This is a genomic window from Acinetobacter sp. YH12239 (assembly GCF_013417635.1).
Lineage (GTDB): Bacteria > Pseudomonadota > Gammaproteobacteria > Pseudomonadales > Moraxellaceae > Acinetobacter.
This window is the reverse complement of the sequence record NZ_VPDP01000020.1, coordinates 1-21,253: the sequence shown is the minus strand read 5'-3', so window position 1 is coordinate 21,253 and position 21,253 is coordinate 1. Positions and strand designations below refer to the sequence as shown.

General features: G+C 39.3%; 16 protein-coding genes and 1 other RNA gene. 11 read left to right on the top strand and 6 right to left on the bottom strand.

Features of this window, described 5'->3' with window-relative positions:
• Positions 1 to 38: 38 nt before the first annotated feature.
• From FTV17_RS13320 to FTV17_RS13310, 3 genes are all read right to left on the bottom strand, one after another.
• The gene (locus FTV17_RS13320) at positions 39 to 3,635 is read right to left on the bottom strand and encodes an AAA family ATPase (protein ID WP_180000244.1); all 3,597 of its coding nucleotides are present in this window, start codon (positions 3,633 to 3,635) and stop codon (positions 39 to 41) included.
• 9 nt (positions 3,636 to 3,644) lie between these two features.
• On the bottom strand, positions 3,645 to 4,898 hold the full coding sequence (locus FTV17_RS13315; protein WP_180000242.1) for an exonuclease SbcCD subunit D: 1,254 nt from the start codon (positions 4,896 to 4,898) through the stop codon (positions 3,645 to 3,647).
• A gap of 95 nt (positions 4,899 to 4,993) precedes the next feature.
• Positions 4,994 to 6,127 carry a hypothetical protein gene (locus FTV17_RS13310; protein WP_180000240.1) on the bottom strand — a complete coding sequence of 378 codons (1,134 nt, stop codon included), beginning with the start codon at positions 6,125 to 6,127 and terminating at the stop codon, positions 4,994 to 4,996.
• 365 nt (positions 6,128 to 6,492) lie between these two features.
• On the opposite strand from FTV17_RS13310, the gene FTV17_RS13305 reads away from it, so the two are divergent.
• A complete protein-coding gene (locus FTV17_RS13305; protein ID WP_180000289.1) occupies positions 6,493 to 6,945 on the top strand; it encodes an ABZJ_00895 family protein in 453 nt (150 codons plus the stop codon).
• Positions 6,946 to 7,009: 64 nt separating this feature from the next.
• Positions 7,010 to 7,921 carry a TIGR01777 family oxidoreductase gene (locus FTV17_RS13300; RefSeq protein ID WP_180000238.1) on the top strand — a complete coding sequence of 304 codons (912 nt, stop codon included), beginning with the start codon at positions 7,010 to 7,012 and terminating at the stop codon, positions 7,919 to 7,921.
• Here FTV17_RS13300 and thiO read toward each other — a convergent pair.
• Both thiO and hemB read right to left on the bottom strand, forming a co-directional pair.
• Complete coding sequence (gene thiO / locus FTV17_RS13295) at positions 7,918 to 9,024, bottom strand: glycine oxidase ThiO (protein ID WP_180000236.1); 1,107 nt, start codon at positions 9,022 to 9,024, stop codon at positions 7,918 to 7,920. The two genes, FTV17_RS13300 and thiO, sit on opposite strands and share 4 nt — an antisense overlap.
• Before the next feature lie 200 nt (positions 9,025 to 9,224).
• On the bottom strand, positions 9,225 to 10,235 hold the full coding sequence (hemB, locus tag FTV17_RS13290) for a porphobilinogen synthase (protein ID WP_180000234.1): 1,011 nt from the start codon (positions 10,233 to 10,235) through the stop codon (positions 9,225 to 9,227).
• Between the two features lie 108 nt (positions 10,236 to 10,343).
• On the opposite strand from hemB, the gene FTV17_RS13285 reads away from it, so the two are divergent.
• Positions 10,344 to 10,841: a thioesterase family protein gene (locus tag FTV17_RS13285; protein ID WP_035266285.1), complete on the top strand. Its 498-nt coding sequence runs from the start codon at positions 10,344 to 10,346 to the stop codon at positions 10,839 to 10,841.
• 52 nt (positions 10,842 to 10,893) lie between these two features.
• Here the strand turns inward: FTV17_RS13285 and glpK are convergent, their stop codons facing one another.
• Entirely contained in the window at positions 10,894 to 12,378 is a 1,485-nt protein-coding gene (gene glpK / locus FTV17_RS13280) for a glycerol kinase GlpK (protein ID WP_180000232.1), read from the bottom strand.
• Between the two features lie 132 nt (positions 12,379 to 12,510).
• On the opposite strand from glpK, the gene ssrA reads away from it, so the two are divergent.
• The 8 genes from ssrA to FTV17_RS13240 all read left to right on the top strand — a co-directional run bounded on the left by ssrA (position 12,511) and on the right by FTV17_RS13240 (position 20,746).
• Positions 12,511 to 12,871: a transfer-messenger RNA gene (ssrA, locus tag FTV17_RS13275) on the top strand.
• 116 nt (positions 12,872 to 12,987) lie between these two features.
• Entirely contained in the window at positions 12,988 to 13,920 is a 933-nt protein-coding gene (locus FTV17_RS13270) for a LysR family transcriptional regulator (RefSeq protein ID WP_180000230.1), read from the top strand.
• 99 nt (positions 13,921 to 14,019) lie between these two features.
• Positions 14,020 to 15,414, top strand: coding sequence for an FAD-dependent tricarballylate dehydrogenase TcuA (gene tcuA / locus FTV17_RS13265; protein ID WP_180000216.1), 1,395 nt, complete (start codon positions 14,020 to 14,022; stop codon positions 15,412 to 15,414).
• 2 nt (positions 15,415 to 15,416) lie between these two features.
• The gene (gene tcuB / locus FTV17_RS13260) at positions 15,417 to 16,562 is read left to right on the top strand and encodes a tricarballylate utilization 4Fe-4S protein TcuB (RefSeq protein ID WP_180000214.1); all 1,146 of its coding nucleotides are present in this window, start codon (positions 15,417 to 15,419) and stop codon (positions 16,560 to 16,562) included.
• 96 nt (positions 16,563 to 16,658) lie between these two features.
• The gene (locus tag FTV17_RS13255; RefSeq protein ID WP_180000212.1) at positions 16,659 to 17,651 is read left to right on the top strand and encodes a tripartite tricarboxylate transporter substrate binding protein; all 993 of its coding nucleotides are present in this window, start codon (positions 16,659 to 16,661) and stop codon (positions 17,649 to 17,651) included.
• Between the two features lie 54 nt (positions 17,652 to 17,705).
• Positions 17,706 to 18,152 carry a tripartite tricarboxylate transporter TctB family protein gene (locus tag FTV17_RS13250; RefSeq protein WP_180000210.1) on the top strand — a complete coding sequence of 149 codons (447 nt, stop codon included), beginning with the start codon at positions 17,706 to 17,708 and terminating at the stop codon, positions 18,150 to 18,152.
• A gap of 12 nt (positions 18,153 to 18,164) precedes the next feature.
• Positions 18,165 to 19,664: a tripartite tricarboxylate transporter permease gene (locus tag FTV17_RS13245; RefSeq protein ID WP_180000208.1), complete on the top strand. Its 1,500-nt coding sequence runs from the start codon at positions 18,165 to 18,167 to the stop codon at positions 19,662 to 19,664.
• Positions 19,665 to 19,714: 50 nt separating this feature from the next.
• Positions 19,715 to 20,746, top strand: a complete 1,032-nt coding sequence (locus FTV17_RS13240; RefSeq protein ID WP_180000287.1) for an AbrB family transcriptional regulator — start codon at positions 19,715 to 19,717, stop codon at positions 20,744 to 20,746.
• Positions 20,747 to 21,253 lie beyond the last annotated feature (507 nt).

Sequence of the window (21,253 nt, the reverse complement as noted above, 5' to 3'; positions counted from 1 at the left end):
GCCGTCATTTGACGGCTTTAATTTTTAATCATTAACCATTAACCGACAATGTTGATGGTACTTGCGCCAGAGCCTAAAGGCTTGACTTGAATTTGTACAGGAATTCGCTCGTGCATTTCTTGAATGTGCGAAATCAGCACCACTTTGCGACCTTGGCTTTGTAATTGGTCTAAGGCATTCATTACCATATGCAATGAGGATGCATCTAAAGTACCAAAACCTTCATCAATAAACAGTGACTCAATTTTCATTGAGCCTGAAGCCATATTGGCAATGGCTAAAGATAAAGCCAGGGCTGTTAAGAAGGATTCTCCGCCAGAAAGTGAGGAAACGGATCGTGTTTCTCCATCCATATCATGATCGACAATGGCAAGGCTGAGTGAGTTTTCCAAGCGTTTTAAGGTATAACGTTGCGAGAGCATACTCAGTTGCTGATTGGCGTATTCAATCAAAATATCCAAATTATACTGCTGAGCATAATCACGGAATTTTTTACCAGTCGCATCTCCCATTAAGCTCGATATTTTATTCCAACGATGTTCCTCTGTCTGGATTTTTTGGATTTGCTCTGCAAATTGCTGTTGCTTCGCCTGATTGCGTTGATGAACTTCGAGTTTTAGCTTCACGTCATCACGTTGTTCAGTGATTTTTTCTATTTGATGGCTAAGGGTCGATAAGTGTTCTTTAAGTGTTTCAAATTCAATTTCAGGCAAATGAACTAAATGCTGTTCGAGTTGCTCTTGCACGGTTTTAGTTGCTGATTTTGCATCGGCAACAAGTTGTTCAGCCGTTTGCAAAGTGAGCTTGATATGCTGTTCTTGCTGATGGGAAATCTGTGAAAGTTGTTGAAGTTGGGCTTCGTCGAAGTCAGTGTGTTGACTAAGCCAATCTTGAATTTTGCTTTTTAAAGTCACGATCTGTGATTCAAGTTGATGGTATTGAGTTTTTAATTGGTTGAATGATATTTGGGTGGTGTCGAAGACTTGACGTATCTCATTAAAACGCTGGCGAGTTTCGTTAAATTGAGTATTTAAATTTTGACGATTCTGTTCAAATGTCGCTAACCATTCATGTGGTTTTTCCACATGACGATGTGTCATTTCATAAATTGCTTGAATCGCTATTTCGCTGTTTTGTTGACCATCACTTACTAATTTTTCGATTCGTGTTTCTGTTGTTTTAATTTTTTCCTGACTAAATTGAAGTGACTGAGTGATCTGCTCTAAATACTGCGCTTTTTTATTCAATACATTGTTCAAGTCATTGAACTGTTTGAGCGTGTTCAGACGATGTTGAAGCTTCACAAGTATGGCTTGAGCGCAGTTCAATGTGTTTTGAGCCCAATCTTGTTGTTGCTGTGGGTTAAGTAGACTCACAATATCCTGAATATTGCCTTCAGCTTGTTGTACTAAGGATAAATGCTGTGAGCGTTGTTGAATAAATTGTATAAGTTCATGGCGTGTTTTCTGTGTCTGTTCCAATGTATTGAGCGAATCTTCAATTTGCTTTTGTGTTTGCTGAGTATCGGCAATTCGAGAAGTGATGGCTTGAGTTAATTGTGCATGATCAATTGAAAAGTCGACTGCGATATTTAAATGATTAAATTGCTGTTCAAGTTGAGCCTGAGCGTGTTGACGTTGTGTTGTCACATTTTCAAGCTGTTTACGATTTGCTTCTAAAGCCGCGACATGTTGAGTATGTGTATTTTGCACATGCTGCCAAGTACTGAAAGCCTGCTGTTCTTTTTCAAGTTCTTGTCGTTCTTGCTGCTCTTGAAGTTTGATTAACTCCTTCGAAAGAGACTCTTTATTTTCAACATAAGGGTGGTGTGTACTTCCACAAACTAAACAGGCTTCACCTTCAATTAAATTTGCTCTTAAATTTTCTATGTTCTCAGTATGTAATAGACGTTGTTGTTGCAACAAGAGTTGCAATTGTTCACGTAAATTTTTCTGCGTTTGGTATGCTTGTTCAGCGCTTTTTAATTGAGCTTGGCTGTCTTCAATGTGCTGTTTTAAGCTGTTTTGTACGGTACTTAATTGGATATTTTCCGAATAGATACTTTGGAAACTACGCCATTGTGTTTCTAAAATATTGAGCTGATTCAGCTGATGCAGAAGTTGTTCACGGTTTTGACGCAACGATGAGATATTCTGATTTAAAGCTTCATCTTGTCCATACTGTTGAGTGAGTTGCTCAAGCTGTTGTTGTTTCAGTGTGACTTGTTCATGGGCTGTATGTACATCGCCATAATGCTGTTCAAACTGTGTGTAGCTTTGAATAAAGCGTTGTAATTGATTGAGATGAGCAGAGAGTCCATCATCTAAAGCCGTAAATTGTGCTGACTCATTTAGTTGATCTGTACACTGGGTAATGTTTTGCTTGAGTTGTTCAACTTCATGTTTCGCGTGTTGTGCATCATTTAGTAAAGGCTGTTGTTGAGCCTGAAGTGTTTTCAGTTCTTCTTTGCTTTGTATCAGTTGCTGACCTAAAACGCGTCGATCTGCAATGCGGCTGCGTACCACATCGATCTGTACTTGATGTTCAATTTCAAATTTTTGTTGTTGTTGAAGTTCATTATCGATTTTTTCAAAGGTGATTTTTTCTGCATTAAATTGCTGTTCAATCGCCGTGAATTGTTGTTCAGCGCGGTCAAGCTGAGGTTGCAACTGTGAAAGTTCAACAGTTAACGCGTTTTGATGATTGACGTCTGGTCGAATTGTTGCAAATGTTTCTAGCTGTTGGAGTTGATGTTTCTGTGCAGCTAGAGCTTCTAATTTTTGTTGTTGGACTTGTAAATATTGTTGACGTGTTTGTACATCTGCTTCGAGTTTTTGCTTTTGTTCAAACCATTGCTGTTGTTTTAAAAGGTGTTGTTTTTCAGACTCAAATTGAGCAAATTCATTTTCGGTTTGATGTAAACAAAGTTGTGTCTCAGCAAGTTCCTGTGGAGATAATATATCTATATCTCCTAAACGTTCTTCTAAGGTCTTTCGTTGGATAGAAAATTGCTTGGTTTTTTCATATGCCAATTGACCAATTTTTCCAAAAATACTTGAGTTTGTTAAATATTCTAAAAGTTCACCACGCTCATTATCTCGTGCTTTTAAGAAAGCGGTAACTTCTGACTGTGCCAGTAAAACTGCACGAGTAAATTGTTCAAAGCTCAGTTGTGTAATTCTTTTAATACTGTCGTCAACTGCTTTGGTTTTATCAGCGACAACGTTGCCATCGGTTAAGCTTTTTAACGAGCGTTGAACACTTTGTAATTTACCATTTGGATTTTCACGGGCACGTTTAATCTCCCAACGTGCTAAATATACTTTTTGATCTTGTGCGATAAATTTAAGTTCTGCAAATCCATGACCCGTACCACGTCTTAAAATCGTTTGAGGTGAGTTGGTTAAAAGCTCTGAGCCATCAACATCAATCAATTTGCCATCGCTATCTTTTAAGCGGGGAACACGATTAAACAGTGCCAAACACATGGCATCTAAAATGGTAGATTTCCCTGCACCTGTTCTGCCAACGATTGCCACTAAGCCCGCACTGGCTAAAGGCTCACTTTCAAAATCAATTAAATGTTCACCCGCTAAAGATGCCAAGTTTTTCATATGAATCGATAAAATTTTCATGGCATATCCTTAAGCGCTGAGGTCATCTTCAAGTGATTTTTGAGCTTCATCGACCAAGCTTAAAAAATCTTTAAACACGGCATCATCTGAGTGATACCCTTGTTTCTCCCATATTTGTTGAAAGAGCTTTTCAGGAGTAGGTGGTTCTAGGCTGATTTTATTTTGAGGATCATGATCACCTTGTTGATTTAAATATTTACGTGAAATGCGGACTAAACGATAACGATGAGGGGGTAAAGCATCTTCAAATTGTTGGCGTAAATTAGGCTGGGGTGGCGTTTGAGTATGATATTCAATATCGACATATTCACGTTGATTAATGGCTTCAATTTCACCAGATGGCAATGCTTTTAATTGTTCAAACACATGTTGTAATTCACCTGATATTTTATGAAGTTGTACACTACGTGGTATTTCTAAAGCTTGAAATTTAAAACGATTTTCATCGCTAGAATTTGGGTTGATTTCAACTTCAACCACTTGATGTTTGTAGCGAATTTCACTAAAAGATAATGGAATAGGTGAGCCACTATAACGAATATGGGGTTGTCCTACTTTTTGTGGTTTATGTAAATGACCTAAAGCCACGTAATCGATCACATCATCATATAAAGACGTTGAAAGCGCTTCTTCATTGCCAATGATGATGGGACGTTCAGAATCAGACGTTTCTCCACCTTGCAGATGTGCATGTGACATTAAAATAAGGGCTTGGTCAGGTTGTTTTCGTGATTTGGCTTCGGCAATAAGTTTTTGATGCAAATAGGCAATCGCATTTTGACTATTGGTCGTTTGGTCATTGAATCCAGTAATTTCTGCTGAACGTAAAAAGGGTAAGGTCAAGCACCAAGCAACAATGTTTTTGTCTTCGTTATAAATCGGCTGTAATAAACGCTCAATATTGAGGGTTTTATCTTCATTCCAAGCAATGACCCCCACAGCTTTGGCATTATATTTTTCTAATAAAGGCTCAACTTGTTCAACGCGATAGCCTGAATCATGATTACCCGCAATCATCAGTGTTTGCATGTGCGGTGCGATTGCATGTGCATCTGTTAAAAATTGATATAACTGTTTTTGAGCGGAAGAAGCTGGGTTAATGACATCAAAAATATCACCAGCGATCAGAAGGGCATGCGGTTGTTTTTGTTTGATTTGTTCGAGTAACCACGTTAAAAATTGCGTGTGTTCATAATCGCGATCATGATTGTGAAAGAATTGTCCCAAATGCCAATCTGAAGTGTGAAAAAAACGAACCGCCATTACTGAACCCCAAAACATCTCAATTGTCATCTTATCCAATATCGGACTTTAAAACATCGAAATTTTTAACATCTCTATAAGACAGCTTTTAATCGCTATTTTTTATTCGAATTACTCTTTTTTCGTCTTTTTCTCTTGTTTCTATTTTTGATTCTCGAGTTGATCGAGATTTGCTTATGAGAAGAGGATGCATGCAGTTTAGCTACTGTTAACGATTGATCTATTTTATGATGAAAAAAAGACTGGATGACTAAGGGTACCAATAGAATGCTTAGCCAAATACTCATATTGATGGGAATTATTTGATAGATATAATTTAAAGAATAGACTGAAACCGTAAAAATGAGTGCAAACCAAGCTTCTGTTTTAGAAATTTGATCTTCTGAAAAACGTTTGATATGGATCAGCGTATTTTGTTTGACATCTGAAAAATAAGAACGCGTGTATTTATTGGGAAAATAGCTGAGAAGCAGCATTAAGTTTTGAAAAAGATATAAAGACGATAAACCGAGTAAAAAATATCGAAATAATAAAATTAAACGCTCAACCCAACGATGCTCAGATGTAATATCGCCCTGTGAATAAAGTTCTATAATTTGATCAATAGACAAAATTAAAATTGAACAACAAGTAAAGAAACTCAGTAGAAAACGGCTTAAATGATGATGCTTAATTTCAAAAAAGGCATGTACAATCGAATAGAGTAAAAATATTAACAAGATTATTGTGATGAATGTCGATAATACTGTATCAACACCAAGCATCTGTTTTTCGAAAAACCAATAGCAAATTCCAAGTGCGAATAAAAAACTAAGCCCTTCACCAAAAGGTGTGGTTAAACTCTGATGATGCTCTACAGAAAAAATCATTAAGTAAGCACCAAGATAGAAATAGACCCAAATTATTAATGGATTCGAGCTAGAACTCTGTATAGAAATAAATGAAAGTGCACTCAGAAATAGACTTAAAATTGAATAAATTAAGATTTTTTCTTTGTTTCTAATGATTTGATAACTTTGATAAAAAACACCACAGAGTAAACTGATGATTGTAAGCGGTATGTGAAATTGATGATTAATAAATGCTTTAATAAAAACAAAGCAATAGCAAACTAATACGATACTGATAAGAAAGCGAGTGAATGGATAATTCAATACATCCCAAAAGTCTGATTTAAAATTTAGACGTTTTTTTAGACTAATTTTATGTTTAATTTTTTCTTTATACATTGCGACTAGGATTTATTCTGATTGTTATCTCATCTTTATGGATAAAAGTATATTTAGAAAATTTATTAAGTTCAAAAATAAAGCCGACGATTCGAGTGATGTGAAATCGTCGGCCAAAATACTTCAGTCATTCAAATTTAGGCTGCTAAACTAAATTTTTCTGCAAGAAGCATGATTTATAGGTCTCATTGGGGTATAAGGTCACCGTGTATCATTGCGGATGCCGGTGCAATGACTACGCGGTTGCTACTGACCTTGTACCTTATATAACGCATAAGGTTGTGATTCGGTTGACAAGAAAATTAAAAATATTTGATTTATTTTCGGTTATGCTTTGTGACAGGAATTTATTGCGTCTGAGAGTTATGGTTTCTTTAAGAAAATATTTTTTATGGTTCTTTTTACTTTGCTTAGGATTAACGCTGGTTGCAGGTATATTGGCAGCGTTATTGCCTTCGGCAATTGCAGGAATAGTCACTGCACTTCCATATTTAATAGCGATGATTGTTGTTTTATATAAATTTATTTATCAACAACAACGTGCACCTTCGGATCAAGAACGTAAAAAATTCACATTAGGCTTTACATTGATTTTTTGGTGCTATAACTTTCTTGGTGTTTTTTTAAGTATTTTATTTTTCTCGAGAAAAGACCCTGAAATTTGGCAGAACTTTTTACTCTATGTCCAAAATTCCAGTTTCTTAAGTCTCAGTGCAATTATGATTTTGATGCTGGCGATCCCATTATATTTAATTACCTTTTGGTTTTATGGTCCACAAGCGAAGCGCATGGCGAATAAATTGGTGGTAAATAAGTAATCATGAATTGAGCTCAAAGGCATCTTTCACCATGATAGAGGGATCAGATCATAAGAGTATTTCTATGTATCATCCTTGCGTTTTGGTTACTGGTGCAACAGGTTTTATTGGATCTTATTTGGTTGCATATTTGCTAGATCAAGATTATCAAGTGATTGGTTTAAGCCGACAGTCCAATCCAAAAATGAAGCATCCACGTTTGACATGGGTTCAATCTTTCGATGATATCCAACACGCTCAAATTGACTATGTTATTAACTTAGCGGGTGAAAGTATTGGTGATGGTCGCTGGACGCAAAGGCGAAAACAAAAACTCATCGACAGCCGAGTGAATACGACCGATGCATTATTACATTATCTGCTGACCCATCAGCAACATCCCAAGCGAATTATTTCTGGTTCTGCTGTAGGATATTATGGTATTGATCCTGATCAAGGATGGTTAGAAAAAAACAATGAGCAGGGATCATCTCAACCGATCTTTATGTCCGAACTTTGCCAAGAGTGGGAGAGGTCGGCTCTCCAACACAAAAATCAGTTTGATATTAAGGTCATTCGTTTAGGCGTGGTGTTTGGGCATGGCGGAGGAATTTTACAACAATTACTCTTACCGATTCGATTTAATCTGGTAGGTAAAATTGGTTCAGGTCAGCAGCCCTTAGCATGGATTCATATTCAGGATGTGATTCAGGCGATTGAATTTCTGATGTTGAATGACACTCCAAACGAAGTTTTTAATTTCGTTGCTCCTGAACAAACGAATCAGGTGTATTTTGTTCGCACCGCAGCAAAAATTTTAAACAAGAAACCGCTTTTAAGTCTGCCTGATTCATTGTTTAAAATCATGTTGGGTGAGCAGTCTCAATTGGTTTTAAATGGACAATACGTTATACCAGAAGCACTTATTCAAGCAGGTTATACATTTCAGTATCCAGAACTCAAAATGGCGTTGGAGCAACTACTTCCATCACATTAAACTTGAAACCTCAAAGATGGGTCATAGGGTCTAGGATCAACGAGGGTGGTCTGATTCAGCATGAGTTGTCGTAGTAACTGCGCTGCAGCTGGCCCCATGCATAAACCATTTCTAAAATGACCAAAATTCGCCCATAAGTTTTTCATTTCAGGCATTAAACCAATATATGGAATTCCATCAGGTGAGCTAGGTCTCAAGCCTGCCCATTGTTGCACAATCGGGAAATTTTTAAGTTCAGGTATGAGTTGAATGCATGCTTGGTAAATGGATTGTTGTGTTTTCAAATTTGGGCGATGTTCAAAACCTAATTCCGCCATACTGGAACCACAGACGATATGGCCATCTCGACGTGGAATCATATACATGACCTTGTACATACACATCGTGGGTAGCCAGTTTTCAGGGGTTTTGAATAGGATCATCTGCCCCTGAACAGGTTGAACAGGGATATTGAAATCGAGTTGTGATGCCCAATGTGCCGACCAAGCTCCAGTAGCGATAACATACTGATCAGCTTTAATTTGATGTTGATCATGCAGAACAATGGATTGAACTTGCTGATTTTGAATCAGTAATTTTTCTACCCACTTATGCTCGATAATCTTTACTTTTGAATGTGATTTAAGATAAGTCAGAATAGACTTTAAAAGACGAGGATTACGAACATTAGATAATTGTGGAAAATGCAAAGCCTGCTTGAAAGTATTAGAAACTCGTGGATTCAGATTTCTTAATTGAGTCTCGTCGAGTAAATCGCAATGCTGCATCGGCTCGTTATACTGCGCTTTATAACTGAGTCCAATCTCAAAATCATCTTCATCAAAAATTAACATGCCTGAATCGTGAATTTCGAAATCAATGCCACTCAATGGTTGAATTTTTTGATTCCAAGATTGATATAACGATTTACCATGTTGTGCCAATTGATTGACTGCTTTGGGATAACGCCAAGGATACATAGGTGACAAAATACCACCACCTGCCCAAGATGCAGCTTTAGCTGCTTGTTTTTGATCAATGAGGGTAATTTCACAACCTTGTTCGAGTAATTCAAGCGCTGTTAGTAAGCCGCTAATTCCACATCCAATGATGGCAACGTGCATTTTTATCCACCTTCAAAATGACGGGGTGTATTAGACCATATTCAAGCTCTAATCGTGCAAATAATCTCAATGATGTAAAGAGATCGATGAGATGTAAGATGTTAAATGAGTGAGTTAAAAGTTGGGTCTCGAATACAATGATGATGATTTTAGTAGAAAAAAAGCGCTTTATGGAAAAGCGCTTTTGATTCAATAGTGTATTACAGATCTTTAAGCATTTTTGCAGCATCTTCAGCAAAATAGGTCCAAATTCCATCTGCACCAGCACGACGACAGCTCATCAATGATTCTAAAATCACACTTTCAGAAAGCCAGCCGTTTTGGATTGCTGCTGCCAACATGGCATATTCACCACTCACTTGATAAACAAATGTTGGAATGCCAAATGTGTCTTTAACTTCACGTACAATATCTAGATATGGCATCCCTGGTTTTACGATTACCATGTCTGCACCTTCTTGAATATCTAGTGCAATTTCGTGAAGAGCTTCAGCTCGGTTTCCTACATCCATTTGGTAGTTATACTTATTACCACCTTTTAAATTAGACGCTGAACCCACTGCATCACGGAAAGGACCATAGAAGCTTGATGCATATTTGGCAGAATAAGCCATGATATTGGTATAAATATGACCATTTGCTTCAAATGCTTGACGAATCGCAGCAATACGACCATCCATCATATCACTCGGTGCGAAAACATCGGCTCCTGCTTCTGCATGGCTTAAACCTTGTTTAATCAGACACTCAACAGTTTCATCATTCAGTACATAACCTGTTTCATCGATGATGCCATCCTGACCATGTGTTGTATAAGGGTCTAAAGCGCCATCAGTGATGAGTACCATTTCTGGTAATTCTTTTTTTAGAAGACGGACAGTGCTTTGAACTAAACCATCATCTCTCCATGCTGCTTCAGCAGTTAAACTTTTGTCTTCTTGTGGGGTAACTGGGAATAAAGCTAATTTAGATACACCTAATTCTAAAAGTTTTTCAGCTTTGTTTAACAACAAATCAGCTGAAAGACGGTGAATATTTGGCATACTAGGTATTTCTTGGGTTTGATTTTGACCTGGTAGAACAAATACTGGATAAATGAGATGTTCAGCAGAAAGATGTGTTTCTCTCACCATCGCTCTGAGTTTGTCATTTTTTCGAATACGGCGCATGCGTGTTGCAGGAAAAGCAGGGCGATTAAACGTATAAGTCATCACAATCTCGATGTTTGGTATTTTACTTGGGTCTAATTGTAGCCCCCTTAAGGCGGTTTTTGGGAAAATGCTGATGGTTTTTTCTCATGATGTTAATTTGAGTTTTGTATGAACGATTCCCAAAAAAAATGGATGGGTAACCTCCATTTAGGTGCTAAACCTGATCTTGAAGTGGTATTAAATCAACTCACTCAAGTATTTAATACCTCTCCTTATTTCGCTTACAACGAAATGCAAATGCGTGTCGTAGAAGGTGAAATCCAAGGTTATATTGAGATGAAACCTAATCTCATTGGTAATATTTCTTTCCAAATTTTGCATGGTGGTGTAGCAGCAACATTACTCGATAGTATTGGCGGGATTGTTGCAATGGGGGAGCTTTACAAGCGTGCAGAACCTGATATGTTGCCTGAAACTTTAAAGAAAGTTTCACGTTTAGCAACAGTAGATATGCGAGTGGATTATTTATCACCAGGGCGCGGAAAGTATTTTATTGCCACTGCTGAAGTGCTACGCATGGGTCGCAAAGGTTGTACGATGCGTATGAATATGGTGAATGATGAAGGTAAAGCAATTGCAACAGGTATTGCTTCATACGCATATTGAAAAATCTATGTATCTCTTATAAAAAAACCGCCCTTGTAGGCGGTTTTTTATACTAAATATCTGATCTTGAACGTTTTAAAGCACTATTCCATTGATGTAAATGGAATTGACGTTGATCTTCAGACATTGTTGGCTCAAAAGCTCTTTCCAATTTCCATGATGCTGCAATATCAGACGGATTTTTAAATACACCTGCAGTTAAACCCGCCATTGCCGCAGCTCCCCAAGCCGTTGACTCCAAAAGTTGCGGTCTTAACACAGGAACATTCAGTAAGTCGGCTTGAAACTGCATCAACATATCATTTTGACTCGCACCACCATCTACACGTAATTCTTTTAAAGGATTTTGAATATCAGATTGCATGGCATTTAATACGTCAACGACTTGAAATGCGATTGCTTCGAGAGCTGCTCGCGCAATATGTGCTTTATTTGTCCCTCTAGACATACCACATAATAATGCGCGGGCATCCGTATCCCAATGAGGTGCTCCTAAGCCTGTAAAGGCAGGAACAAGTACGACACCATCGGTACTATTAACTTGACACGCCAATTGTTCAACTTCTTGGCTACTTTGAATAATTCCAAGCCCATCACGTAACCATTGCACAATTGCACCAGCCATAAAAACACTACCTTCAAGCGCATACGAGGTGTGTTCTTTGCATTGCCAAGCTAAAGTGGAGAGGAGTTGATTTTGACTCAGTTGAATTTGATCACCTGTATTGAATAACATAAAGCAGCCAGTACCATAGGTGTTTTTAGCTGAGCCTACGTCAAAACATGATTGACCAAATAACGCTGATTGTTGATCACCTAGAATCCCTGTAATTGGAATTTCTGCACCTAAGAGACCTTTTGCTGTATTGGCAATATGGCAATCAGAAGCCACGATTTTGGGTAATATTGCTTTTGGGATGTTAAATAGTGCGAGTAACTCGTCGTCCCATTGCTGGGTATGCAAATTCATTAACATGGTTCTTGAAGCATTAGAGACCTCAATTACGTGTTCAGCACCTTGAGTGAGATTCCAAACTAACCAGCTATCAATGGTGCCAAAAGCCACTTCGCCTTGTTCCGCATGAGCTCTTAAACCAACAATATTTTCAAGTAACCACACTAATTTTCCAGCACTGAAATAAGGATCAATGCGGAGTCCTGTGGTGTAATTTATCTTGGTTTGTAAGTCTTGGTGAATGAGGGAATTACACCAATCACTTGCTCTGCGATCTTGCCAAATAATTGCAGGGGCTAGAGGTTCACCAGTTTTTTTATCCCAAATCACTGTCGTTTCGCGTTGATTGGTTAGGCCTAAAGCTTTGATATCTTTAGGCAGTAATCGCGCATCAGCAATTGCTTGCTGCACTACTGCGATTTGTGAACTCCAAATCTCTTGTGCATTTTGCTCTACCCAGCCTGACTTTGGTGTTCGTATTTTAGTTTCTCTTTGAGCTGTTGCATGAACGTTTCCATGTTCATCAAAAATGATCGCACGACTTGACGTCGTCCCTTGATCTAGTGCAAGTAAATAACTCATAAAATATGCAATTTTGAACTTGAAAAAAGAGATTTTATCTCAATTATTGGAATAAGCGCATGTGTATGTTTAATTGTTGTGAAATTAGAGGTCGTATTTTCAAACTTTTATGCTATGATTGCGTTGTACTTTGGGGATGTTCCTGGCTTCGACGCTGGTGATGAAACTCATAGATGCATGCCGAGAGCGCATTTTCTCTCGTAAATAAAATTTGCATTTTAAATAGTCGCAAACGACGAATCTTACGCTCTAGCTGCCTAAGGGCAGCTTGTCCGCATCTCTGAATACTTGTGGTTAGAGATCCCGACTGAAGCGCACGCACACAAGTCCGTATAACATCAAGCCTTGGGGTGTTGTACTAAACTTAAAGGATCGCTCTCTTAACCCTGTTCGTCGGGTCTTTGAGGGTTAAAACAATAGACGATATCTAAGCATGTAGTAATCTCGAGTGTAGTGCTTGCGGACGCGGGTTCGACTCCCGCCATCTCCACCAAAATTCTTGCAATAAAAAAGCCACTTATTTTAAGTGGCTTTTTTATTGCTAATTAAAACTGATAAAACGAAAAAGTACGATGCTTATTTAATATTCGTATGGGTAGGGGGAGGCATATGGAACTGAAGCAACTTAGATACTTTATTACGATTGTTGAGTCCGGAAGTTTAGGTAAAGCTGCGCAGAAGTTAGATGTGGGCACATCAGCACTTAGCCAGCAAATTGCAAAGTTAGAAGATGAGTTGTGTACACGGTTATTGCAACGTAACTCAACAGGTGTGACCCCAACACCTGCAGGTTTAGCGTTTTTAAAACAGGCACAACTTTCACTTCGTCATGCGCAATATGCAATAGAAGCGGCGCATTCGTCACGCTTGACAGGTCATGTGAGTGTGGGATTTTCACCCAGTATTGCATCAGTACTCGGCATTCCCTTCATGCAACTAATGTCGGAGCGTTATCCCGATATAAAAATTCATTTAGTCGAGAGCCTATCTGGTAATCTCACCAATTTGGTCAATGCAAGGCAGTTAGATATTGCGATTATATTTACCCAAGATGTGGATAGTAATTGGGCTGTTCAACCTTTATTGAAAGAGCAAATGTTCATGATGGCCAATTGTGCTTTGTTAAAAGAGCATGGCTATGAACAATGTATTTTAGAAGGAAAAATTGATTTAGAAAAAGTGAATCGCTTACCACTTGTATTGCCAAGTCAGAGACATGGTTTGCGTAAATTTCTTGATCAAAAAGTTGAATTATTAGATGTTGACTATGAAGTAGATGGTCTACATCTTCTGATGAATTGTGTTTGCAATTTAAACATGGCAACCATTCAACCTGTCAGTGCACATTTTGATTATCTAAAGTCGGATATTTGTTTATTAAAAGTGGTTGAACCAGAACTTGATCGAATTAATTATTTAATTAGTTTGGCTGAAGAAGAGCTTTCACCCGCGAGCCTAGCAACTAAAGTGGCGATTAAAAGCACAGTTAAAAGCTTGATTCAGAAAGGACTATGGCCAAGTGCTGAGTTATTAGACTTTTAACCTATTTAATTTTATTAAACACCTATTTAAATTCTGCCTATCACGTTAATTCGCACTTTTAGTCTTAAATTACATCAAATTCGAGAGGGAAGACATCGAATGCATGATGTAATTGTGATTGGCGGTGGGAATGCCGCATTGTGTGCTGCACTGACAGCAAGAGAACAAGGCGCATCTGTCTTATTATTGGAAGCTGCACCCAAAGAGTGGCGTGGGGGGAACTCTCAACACACTCGTAATTTACGTTGTATGCATGACGCACCACAAGATGTTTTGGTGGACGCTTATCCTGAGGAAGAGTACTGGCAGGATTTATTAAAAGTCACCGCGGGTAAGACCAATGAACATTTGGCACGCTTGGTGATTCGAAGTACAGCAACTTGTCGAGATTGGATGCGTAAGCATGGGGTAAATTTTCAACCACCGCTGTCAGGGGCACTGCATGTCGCACGTACCAATGCTTTTTTTATGGGCGGTGGAAAAGCTTTAGTTAATGCCTATTTTAGAAGTGCACAAGATTTAGGTGTCGAGGTTCGCTATAACACTAAAATTGTTGACTTAGACATAGAAGATAATACTTTCAAAGCTGCTATTGCTGAAGATGGTACACGCTTTGAAGGAGCAGCTTGTGTTCTTGCTGCAGGTGGTTTTGAATCTAACATCGCATGGCTCAAAGAAGCTTGGGGACAAAACGAAAATGGTGAGTGGCCAGCAGATAATTTTATTATTCGTGGTACACGTTTTAACCAAGGCAACTTGCTTAAATTTATGATGGATCAAGGAGCCGATATCATTGGCGATCCATCTCAATCGCATTGTGTCGCTGTCGATGCACGTGCTCCTTTATATGATGGTGGAATTTGTACCCGTATTGACTGTGTATCTTTAGGGATTGTCGTCAACAAAGATGCAGAGCGTTTTTATGATGAAGGTGAAGATTTCTGGCCTAAACGCTATGCGATTTGGGGGCGTTTAGTTGCCAAGCAACCGAATCAAATTGCGTATTCGATTATTGATTCAAAATCAGTTGGACGCTTCATGCCACCCGTATTTGAAGGCACTAAAGCAGACAGCATCGAAGAGTTAGCAACAAAGCTCAATTTAGATGTAGCGACCCTCTCGAAAACGGTGAATGAGTTTAACCAAGCCTGTGTTGTTGGTGAGTTTAATCATACTGTGCTTGATAATTGTCATACTGAAAATTTAAGCCCTGCAAAAACCCATTGGGCTGTTCCGCTGAATCAACCCCCTTTTTATGCATACGCACTGCGTCCGGGCATCACTTTTACTTATCTAGGTTTAAAAGTGGAGGATGATGCGGCCGTTCGTTTCAATAATTGCCCAAGCCCAAATTTATTCGTTGCAGGTGAAATGATGGCTGGCAACGTGTTAGGTCAGGGTTATACCGCAGGAGTGGGAATGTCGATTGGAACGACATTTGGTCGTATCGCAGGAAAAAATGCGGCCAAAGCTGCACTGAAGTTGGGAGTTTGATTATGAATGCCAATGCAAAAAATTTAATTCCTGTCGTGCAGTTGAGTCAGAACGAGGAGCAAGTCAAACAAGCCTTACAGATTTGTAATGCTTGTCGTTACTGTGAAACATTTTGTGCGGTTTTCCCTGCCATGACCAAACGTCTTGAGTTTACGCAGGCGGATATCCACTATATGGCTAATCTTTGTCATAACTGTGGCGCGTGTTTACATGCTTGCCAATATGCGCCACCGCATGAATTTGGCGTCAATATTCCGCAAGCCATGGCACAAGTTAGATTAGAGACTTATCAAGAATTTGCAGTCCCAACTGCATTTGGATCAATCTATCAAAAAACAGGCATTCCACTGGTTTCTGCAATGTCAGTACTATTTTTCTTACTAATGTTGGCAGGTGTTTGGATGAATGGCACCGATCTATTTGGTCGCTACCAAGGTGATTTCTACGCCATTTTTCCTCACAATTTCTTAGCAGTGCTGTTTGGTTCAGTGTTTATTTTAGCGTTTGTGCTATTGGGTTTAGGCATTGCAAAATTCTGGAAGCAAACCTCTAAAATTATTCCTGAAGGCGTGGCGCAGCCAGATATTCTACAAGCATCTAAAAATGTTCTGACGCTCAAATATTTAGATGGTGGGCATGGCAAAGGTTGTAATGAAGAAGATGATCGATATACACAAATCCGTCGTGTTTATCATCACTTCACGATGTATGGCTTTTTACTCTGTTTTGCAGCAACAAGCGTTGCAACGTTCTATCACTATTTTCTTGGTCTTCAAGCACCATATGCCTACAGCAGTTTACCCGTAATTTTAGGTACGTTGGGTGGGATTGGCTTAATCATTGGCCCAGTAGGATTGTTATATCTCAACATTAAACGTCACCCTTTACATGGCGATGTGAAACAAAAGCCAATGGATCGTGGCTTTATCTTCTTACTTTTACTTATCAGTGTTACGGGCTTATTGCTCTTGGCCTTCCGTGATACCTCAGCAATGGCATTGCTCTTGATTATTCATCTTGCAACAGTCATGACTTTCTTCCTGACCATTCCTTTTGGCAAGTTTGCGCATGGTTTTTACCGTAGTGCGGCCTTGTTGAAATTTGCAGTCGAGGAGCGAATTGCTAAACATAAATCAAAAGCGAAGTAAAACCCCAAGCCAGAAGATGACTTATATGGTCAGCGCTGGTGGTAGGTAGAGATGGACATGTATCAATTAATAATTCAGCAATAAGGATATTTTGCTATGAAAAAAATGAAATGGTTAGCATTGGCGTGTACGGGCGCTGTGTTAGTGGGCTGTGGTACAGGAAATGCTTCCAAAGAACCGGGTCAGCCTAAGCGTGCAGAATGTATTGCACCCGCTAAGCCGGGGGGTGGATTCGATATGACCTGTAAATTAATACAATCTGGTTTTAAAGAAACTGGGGTAATGACTGACCCAATGCGAGTGACTTATATGCCAGGCGGTGTAGGTGCAGTGGCATATAACAAAATCGTCAACAACGATCCTGCAAATAACAATGCTGTTGTAGCATTTTCTACGGGGTCGCTGTTGAACTTAGCCCAAGGAAAGTTTGGTAATTTCACAGAAAAAGACGTGAAGTGGCTCTCAGGGGTTGCCGTTGATTATGGTTTAGTGGCAGTTCATAAAGATTCACCTTTGAAAAATCTTGATGATTTGATGAAAGCACTGCGTGAAAATCCCAAGAAATTGAGTTTCGGTGGAGCAGGCAGTGTTGGCGGTCAAGATTGGATGCAAACGGCAATTCTAGCAAAACAGGCAGGTATTAATGCTGCCGATATGAGTTTTGTGGCACTTGAAGGGGGCGGAGAAGTTTTAACCTCTTTACTAGGGCAACATATTCAGGTGGGTGTGGGCAACGTCAGTGAAGTTGGTTCACACTTACAAGCAGGCTCGATTCGTGTACTGGCAGTCTTTGCGAAAGATCGTCTAGAAGGGAAATTTGCACACCTACCTACGGCTATTGAGCAAGGTTATGATTTGGAGTGGCCTGTGATCCGCGGTTTCTATATGGGACCTAAAGTCAGTGATGAAGCCTATGGTTGGTGGAAAAAGGCATTTGACAAGATGATGGCAGATCAGAAATTCGATGCCGTACGTGAAAACCAAGATTTACTCCCATTTGAAATGACAGGCGAGGAAATCCAAGCCTATGTCTATAAACAAACAGATGAAATGCGTCAATTATCGGAAGAATACAAATTATCAAAATAACAAGCAAACTGAGTTAGGTCATAGGTTCTAACTCGGTTTTTGTTTAGAGGGAAGATGATGAAATCTGAACGCATTCTTACAGCCATCATTTCAGTTTTTGGATTGGGATTATTGATCTACGCCTGCAATTTTGAAGCACCGATTTCTTATGATCCTGTTGGGCCGAAAGCCTTTCCAATCCTTTTAATGGGTTTGATCACTTTTAGTGCTGTTTATCTAACCGTTCGTCCAGCCATTATGTTTGAGCCTGTAGAGCTGGGCTGGACCAAACATTTGCTCGGTAAATTAGTACTATGTGCTGTCGCACTCACCATTTACGCGATGATTTTTGAGTTCTTTGGTTTTGTCATTGCAACACTGCTCATGACCATTGCGCTGGGTAAATTATTTGGCGGGAAAACACTTCCAACAGTGATCACAGGGGTAGTTCTGAGTACAAATACTTATTATCTCTTTGATCGCGTACTTGATGTTCCATTACCACTTGGATTCTTCGGTTAAGGATAACAACACATGGATGTATTAAATTTTCTCATGATGGGTTTTGAGGTTGCACTACAACCCCAAAACTTATTAATTGCCTTTATTGGTGCGTTTATTGGAACGGTGGTCGGTCTTTTACCAGGTCTAGGTCCAATTAATGGTGTTGCTATCCTGTTACCATTTGCTTATGCCTTAGGTTTACCTGTAGATAGTGCATTGATATTATTGGCTGCAGTATATTTAGGCTGCGAGTATGGTGGTCGTATCTCCGCAATTTTGCTGAATGTACCTGGAGACGCAGGTGCAATTATGACCACTTTAGATGGTTATCCGTTGGCACAACAAGGTAAAGCGGGTATTGCACTCTCCTTATCCTCAATCAGTTCCTTTATCGGAAGTACCATCGCATTTATTGGGATCGTATTATTTGCACCCATCCTTGCACGTTGGGCAGTGTCATTTGGTCCTGCAGAATACTTTGCGTTAATGGTCTTTGCGATTGTGTGTCTTACAGGGCTAGTCAGTACGCAACCGTTTAAAACCCTGATTATGGCTTTGATGGGATTAGCGCTTTCAACTGTAGGTATGGATGCGATTACTGGGGTTTATCGCTTTACCTTCGATAGCGTGGGTTTAAGTGATGGTATTGCCTTTACTACAGTCGTGATCGGTTTATTTAGTATTAGTGAAATCTTACTGTTACTTGAGCGTACGACTTTAGGCAAAGTGGTTTTAGAACAAGGTAAACGGTCTTTATTCAACCTCAAAGAATTCTTAAGTACTCTTGCGACGATGATCCGTGGCTCACTCTTGGGCTTCTTTTCAGGAATTTTACCAGGTGCAGGTGCGAGTGTTGCGAGTGCAATGGCGTATACCACTGAACGTAAAATGGCAAAAGATGGTAGCAAATTTGGTAAAGGCGACCTACGTGGATTGGCAGCCCCAGAAAGCGCTAACAATGCTGCAGCGTGTGGTTCTTTTGTGCCAATGTTAACCCTTGGAGTTCCAGGTTCGGGTACGACTGCTGTCATGATGGGTGCCTTAACCATGTATAACATTACACCAGGACCACAACTGTTTGCTGAACAGCCAACATTGGTTTGGGCACTGATTGCATCACTGATGGTGGGTAACATCATTCTATTGGTATTGAACTTGCCATTGGTGGGCTTTTTTGCAAGATTACTCAGTATTCCAAGCTATATTTTGATTCCAATCATCGCAACGGTGAGTTTTGTTGGTGTGTATGCGATTCATAGCACGATCTTTGACTTATTGCTGTGCATGGGTCTAGGGATCATTGGTTATATCTTACGTAAGTTTGATTTCCCACTTGCACCACTCATCTTAGGTTTCGTATTGGGTGAATTGATGGAATCGAATTTGCGTCGTGCATTATCGATTTCTCAAGGTGAACTCAGTATCTTGTGGAGTAGTGGTATCAGCATTGGTCTTTGGGTTATGTCAGCTTTATTACTGATCTTGCCGATTGTACGTAAATATTTGTTCATTAAAAAACAAAAAGCTTGATTGGAGCTTCAATAATGGTCAGTGTTCGCTGGCCATTATTATTTGGATCTATGAAAACAATAACATCGAATGCCAAAGGATTGGCGACTGCCCTGCTCGGGGCAATTATCGCTAAATATCTGCATATTCCCTTGCCTTGGCTGTTGGGACCATTACTGGCTGTCTTGCTGCTGGGCAGTGTTGGACATCCTTTGGTATGTCATCCCTGTTGGCGTAAGACTGGACAAGTCATTATTGGAATGGCGCTCGGGTTATATTTCACACCAGCTCTCATGCAAGCGATTACCTTTTATTGGGGATTTATCTTGTTGGGGATCGTCTGGTCCTTACTGCTCGGAACGCTTCTGGCTACTTTGCAATATCGGCTCAATAGGGTGGGCTGGGCGACTGCATGGTTTTCTTCCGCAATTGGTAGCGCCAGTGAAATGGTCAATATTGCAGAATGTTACCATGCGCAAGTCGATAAAGTAGTGGCCGCACATAGTTTAAGAATTGTGATTCTAGTTGTGTTATTACCCATTTTTATGAGCCTTTATTTGGAAGTTGATTGGCATACAACAGTGATGACCGTGCAGTATTTTGATGTGGGCTCCACCATTTTGATTTTTTTATTGGCTTTAGGTATCGCAAAATTATTTGAGCATTTCAATGTGCTGAATGCTTGGATATTAGGCCCGATTTTAATTATTGGTTTGCTGTCTTACATCGGTATGCTTCAGCATAGTTTGCCTAATTGGTTGATTGCATTTGGACAACTCTGTATCGGTTGGTCATTGGGCAGTAAATTTCCATTTGGCTTTCTAAAAGACAGTAAACGTTTTTTATTGCTCACGATTCTTTTTAATTTATTGGCATTGATGCTCTCAATTATATTTGTTTTTGGACTCATTCAATGGGCTTCAGTGGATGAAAAAGTTCTATTACTTGGACTGTCTCCGGGGGGGATTGCTGAAATGTCCTTAATGGCAAAAGTATTAGGTCTATCGGTGCCAATTATTGTGGCATTTCAGTTGTCGCGCTTAATTTTTGTGATTCTTACCACAAAATATTTTTATCAAATTACTCACAAAATGTTTTTTTAGATATTGTTTGGAATCTAAATTAGAGCACGCATGAATAGCAGTGTTTATGATCTAATTTCTTATGCAGACAGTTTGTATAGAATCAAAAGAGATGGATGATTATTAAAACTCATTCAAAACCAAGATGGGGAAATATGTCTTGAAACTATCAAAAATAATCCTCCAGCTTTAAAATAAGCACAATATCAAAATGAAGCCATGTGTTTAATGACAGTTTCAAACTGTGGCGACCTAATCAAATATGTACATCAGCGCACTACCCTCATTTGTTTGGAAGCCTTAAAGATGAAGGCTTAGCGATTCGGTATATTGATCAGACGAGTGCTTAAATTCTGAGATCGGCAATGAAAAAGAAATCATACGTGATTCAGTCCTTAACAGTAAGCGTCCGCTGAACACACCTTATGAATTCATCCTATAAGCCTTAATTTAGTCCCCACTTAAAAACAAGTGGGGACTAAAATTTATGACTACAAATCACCAGACATCCATCGCATCTCTTGCGAA

Coding starts and splice junctions, on each gene's coding strand:
- FTV17_RS13320 (WP_180000244.1), bottom strand. CDS start 3,635: ATGAAAATTTTATCGATTCATATGAAAAACTTGGCATCTTTAGCGGGT.
- FTV17_RS13315 (WP_180000242.1), bottom strand. CDS start 4,898: ATGGCGGTTCGTTTTTTTCACACTTCAGATTGGCATTTGGGACAATTC.
- FTV17_RS13310 (WP_180000240.1), bottom strand. CDS start 6,127: ATGTATAAAGAAAAAATTAAACATAAAATTAGTCTAAAAAAACGTCTA.
- FTV17_RS13305 (WP_180000289.1), top strand. CDS start 6,493: ATGGTTTCTTTAAGAAAATATTTTTTATGGTTCTTTTTACTTTGCTTA.
- FTV17_RS13300 (WP_180000238.1), top strand. CDS start 7,010: ATGTATCATCCTTGCGTTTTGGTTACTGGTGCAACAGGTTTTATTGGA.
- thiO (WP_180000236.1), bottom strand. CDS start 9,024: ATGCACGTTGCCATCATTGGATGTGGAATTAGCGGCTTACTAACAGCG.
- hemB (WP_180000234.1), bottom strand. CDS start 10,235: ATGACTTATACGTTTAATCGCCCTGCTTTTCCTGCAACACGCATGCGC.
- FTV17_RS13285 (WP_035266285.1), top strand. CDS start 10,344: ATGAACGATTCCCAAAAAAAATGGATGGGTAACCTCCATTTAGGTGCT.
- glpK (WP_180000232.1), bottom strand. CDS start 12,378: ATGAGTTATTTACTTGCACTAGATCAAGGGACGACGTCAAGTCGTGCG.
- FTV17_RS13270 (WP_180000230.1), top strand. CDS start 12,988: ATGGAACTGAAGCAACTTAGATACTTTATTACGATTGTTGAGTCCGGA.
- tcuA (WP_180000216.1), top strand. CDS start 14,020: ATGCATGATGTAATTGTGATTGGCGGTGGGAATGCCGCATTGTGTGCT.
- tcuB (WP_180000214.1), top strand. CDS start 15,417: ATGAATGCCAATGCAAAAAATTTAATTCCTGTCGTGCAGTTGAGTCAG.
- FTV17_RS13255 (WP_180000212.1), top strand. CDS start 16,659: ATGAAAAAAATGAAATGGTTAGCATTGGCGTGTACGGGCGCTGTGTTA.
- FTV17_RS13250 (WP_180000210.1), top strand. CDS start 17,706: ATGATGAAATCTGAACGCATTCTTACAGCCATCATTTCAGTTTTTGGA.
- FTV17_RS13245 (WP_180000208.1), top strand. CDS start 18,165: ATGGATGTATTAAATTTTCTCATGATGGGTTTTGAGGTTGCACTACAA.
- FTV17_RS13240 (WP_180000287.1), top strand. CDS start 19,715: ATGAAAACAATAACATCGAATGCCAAAGGATTGGCGACTGCCCTGCTC.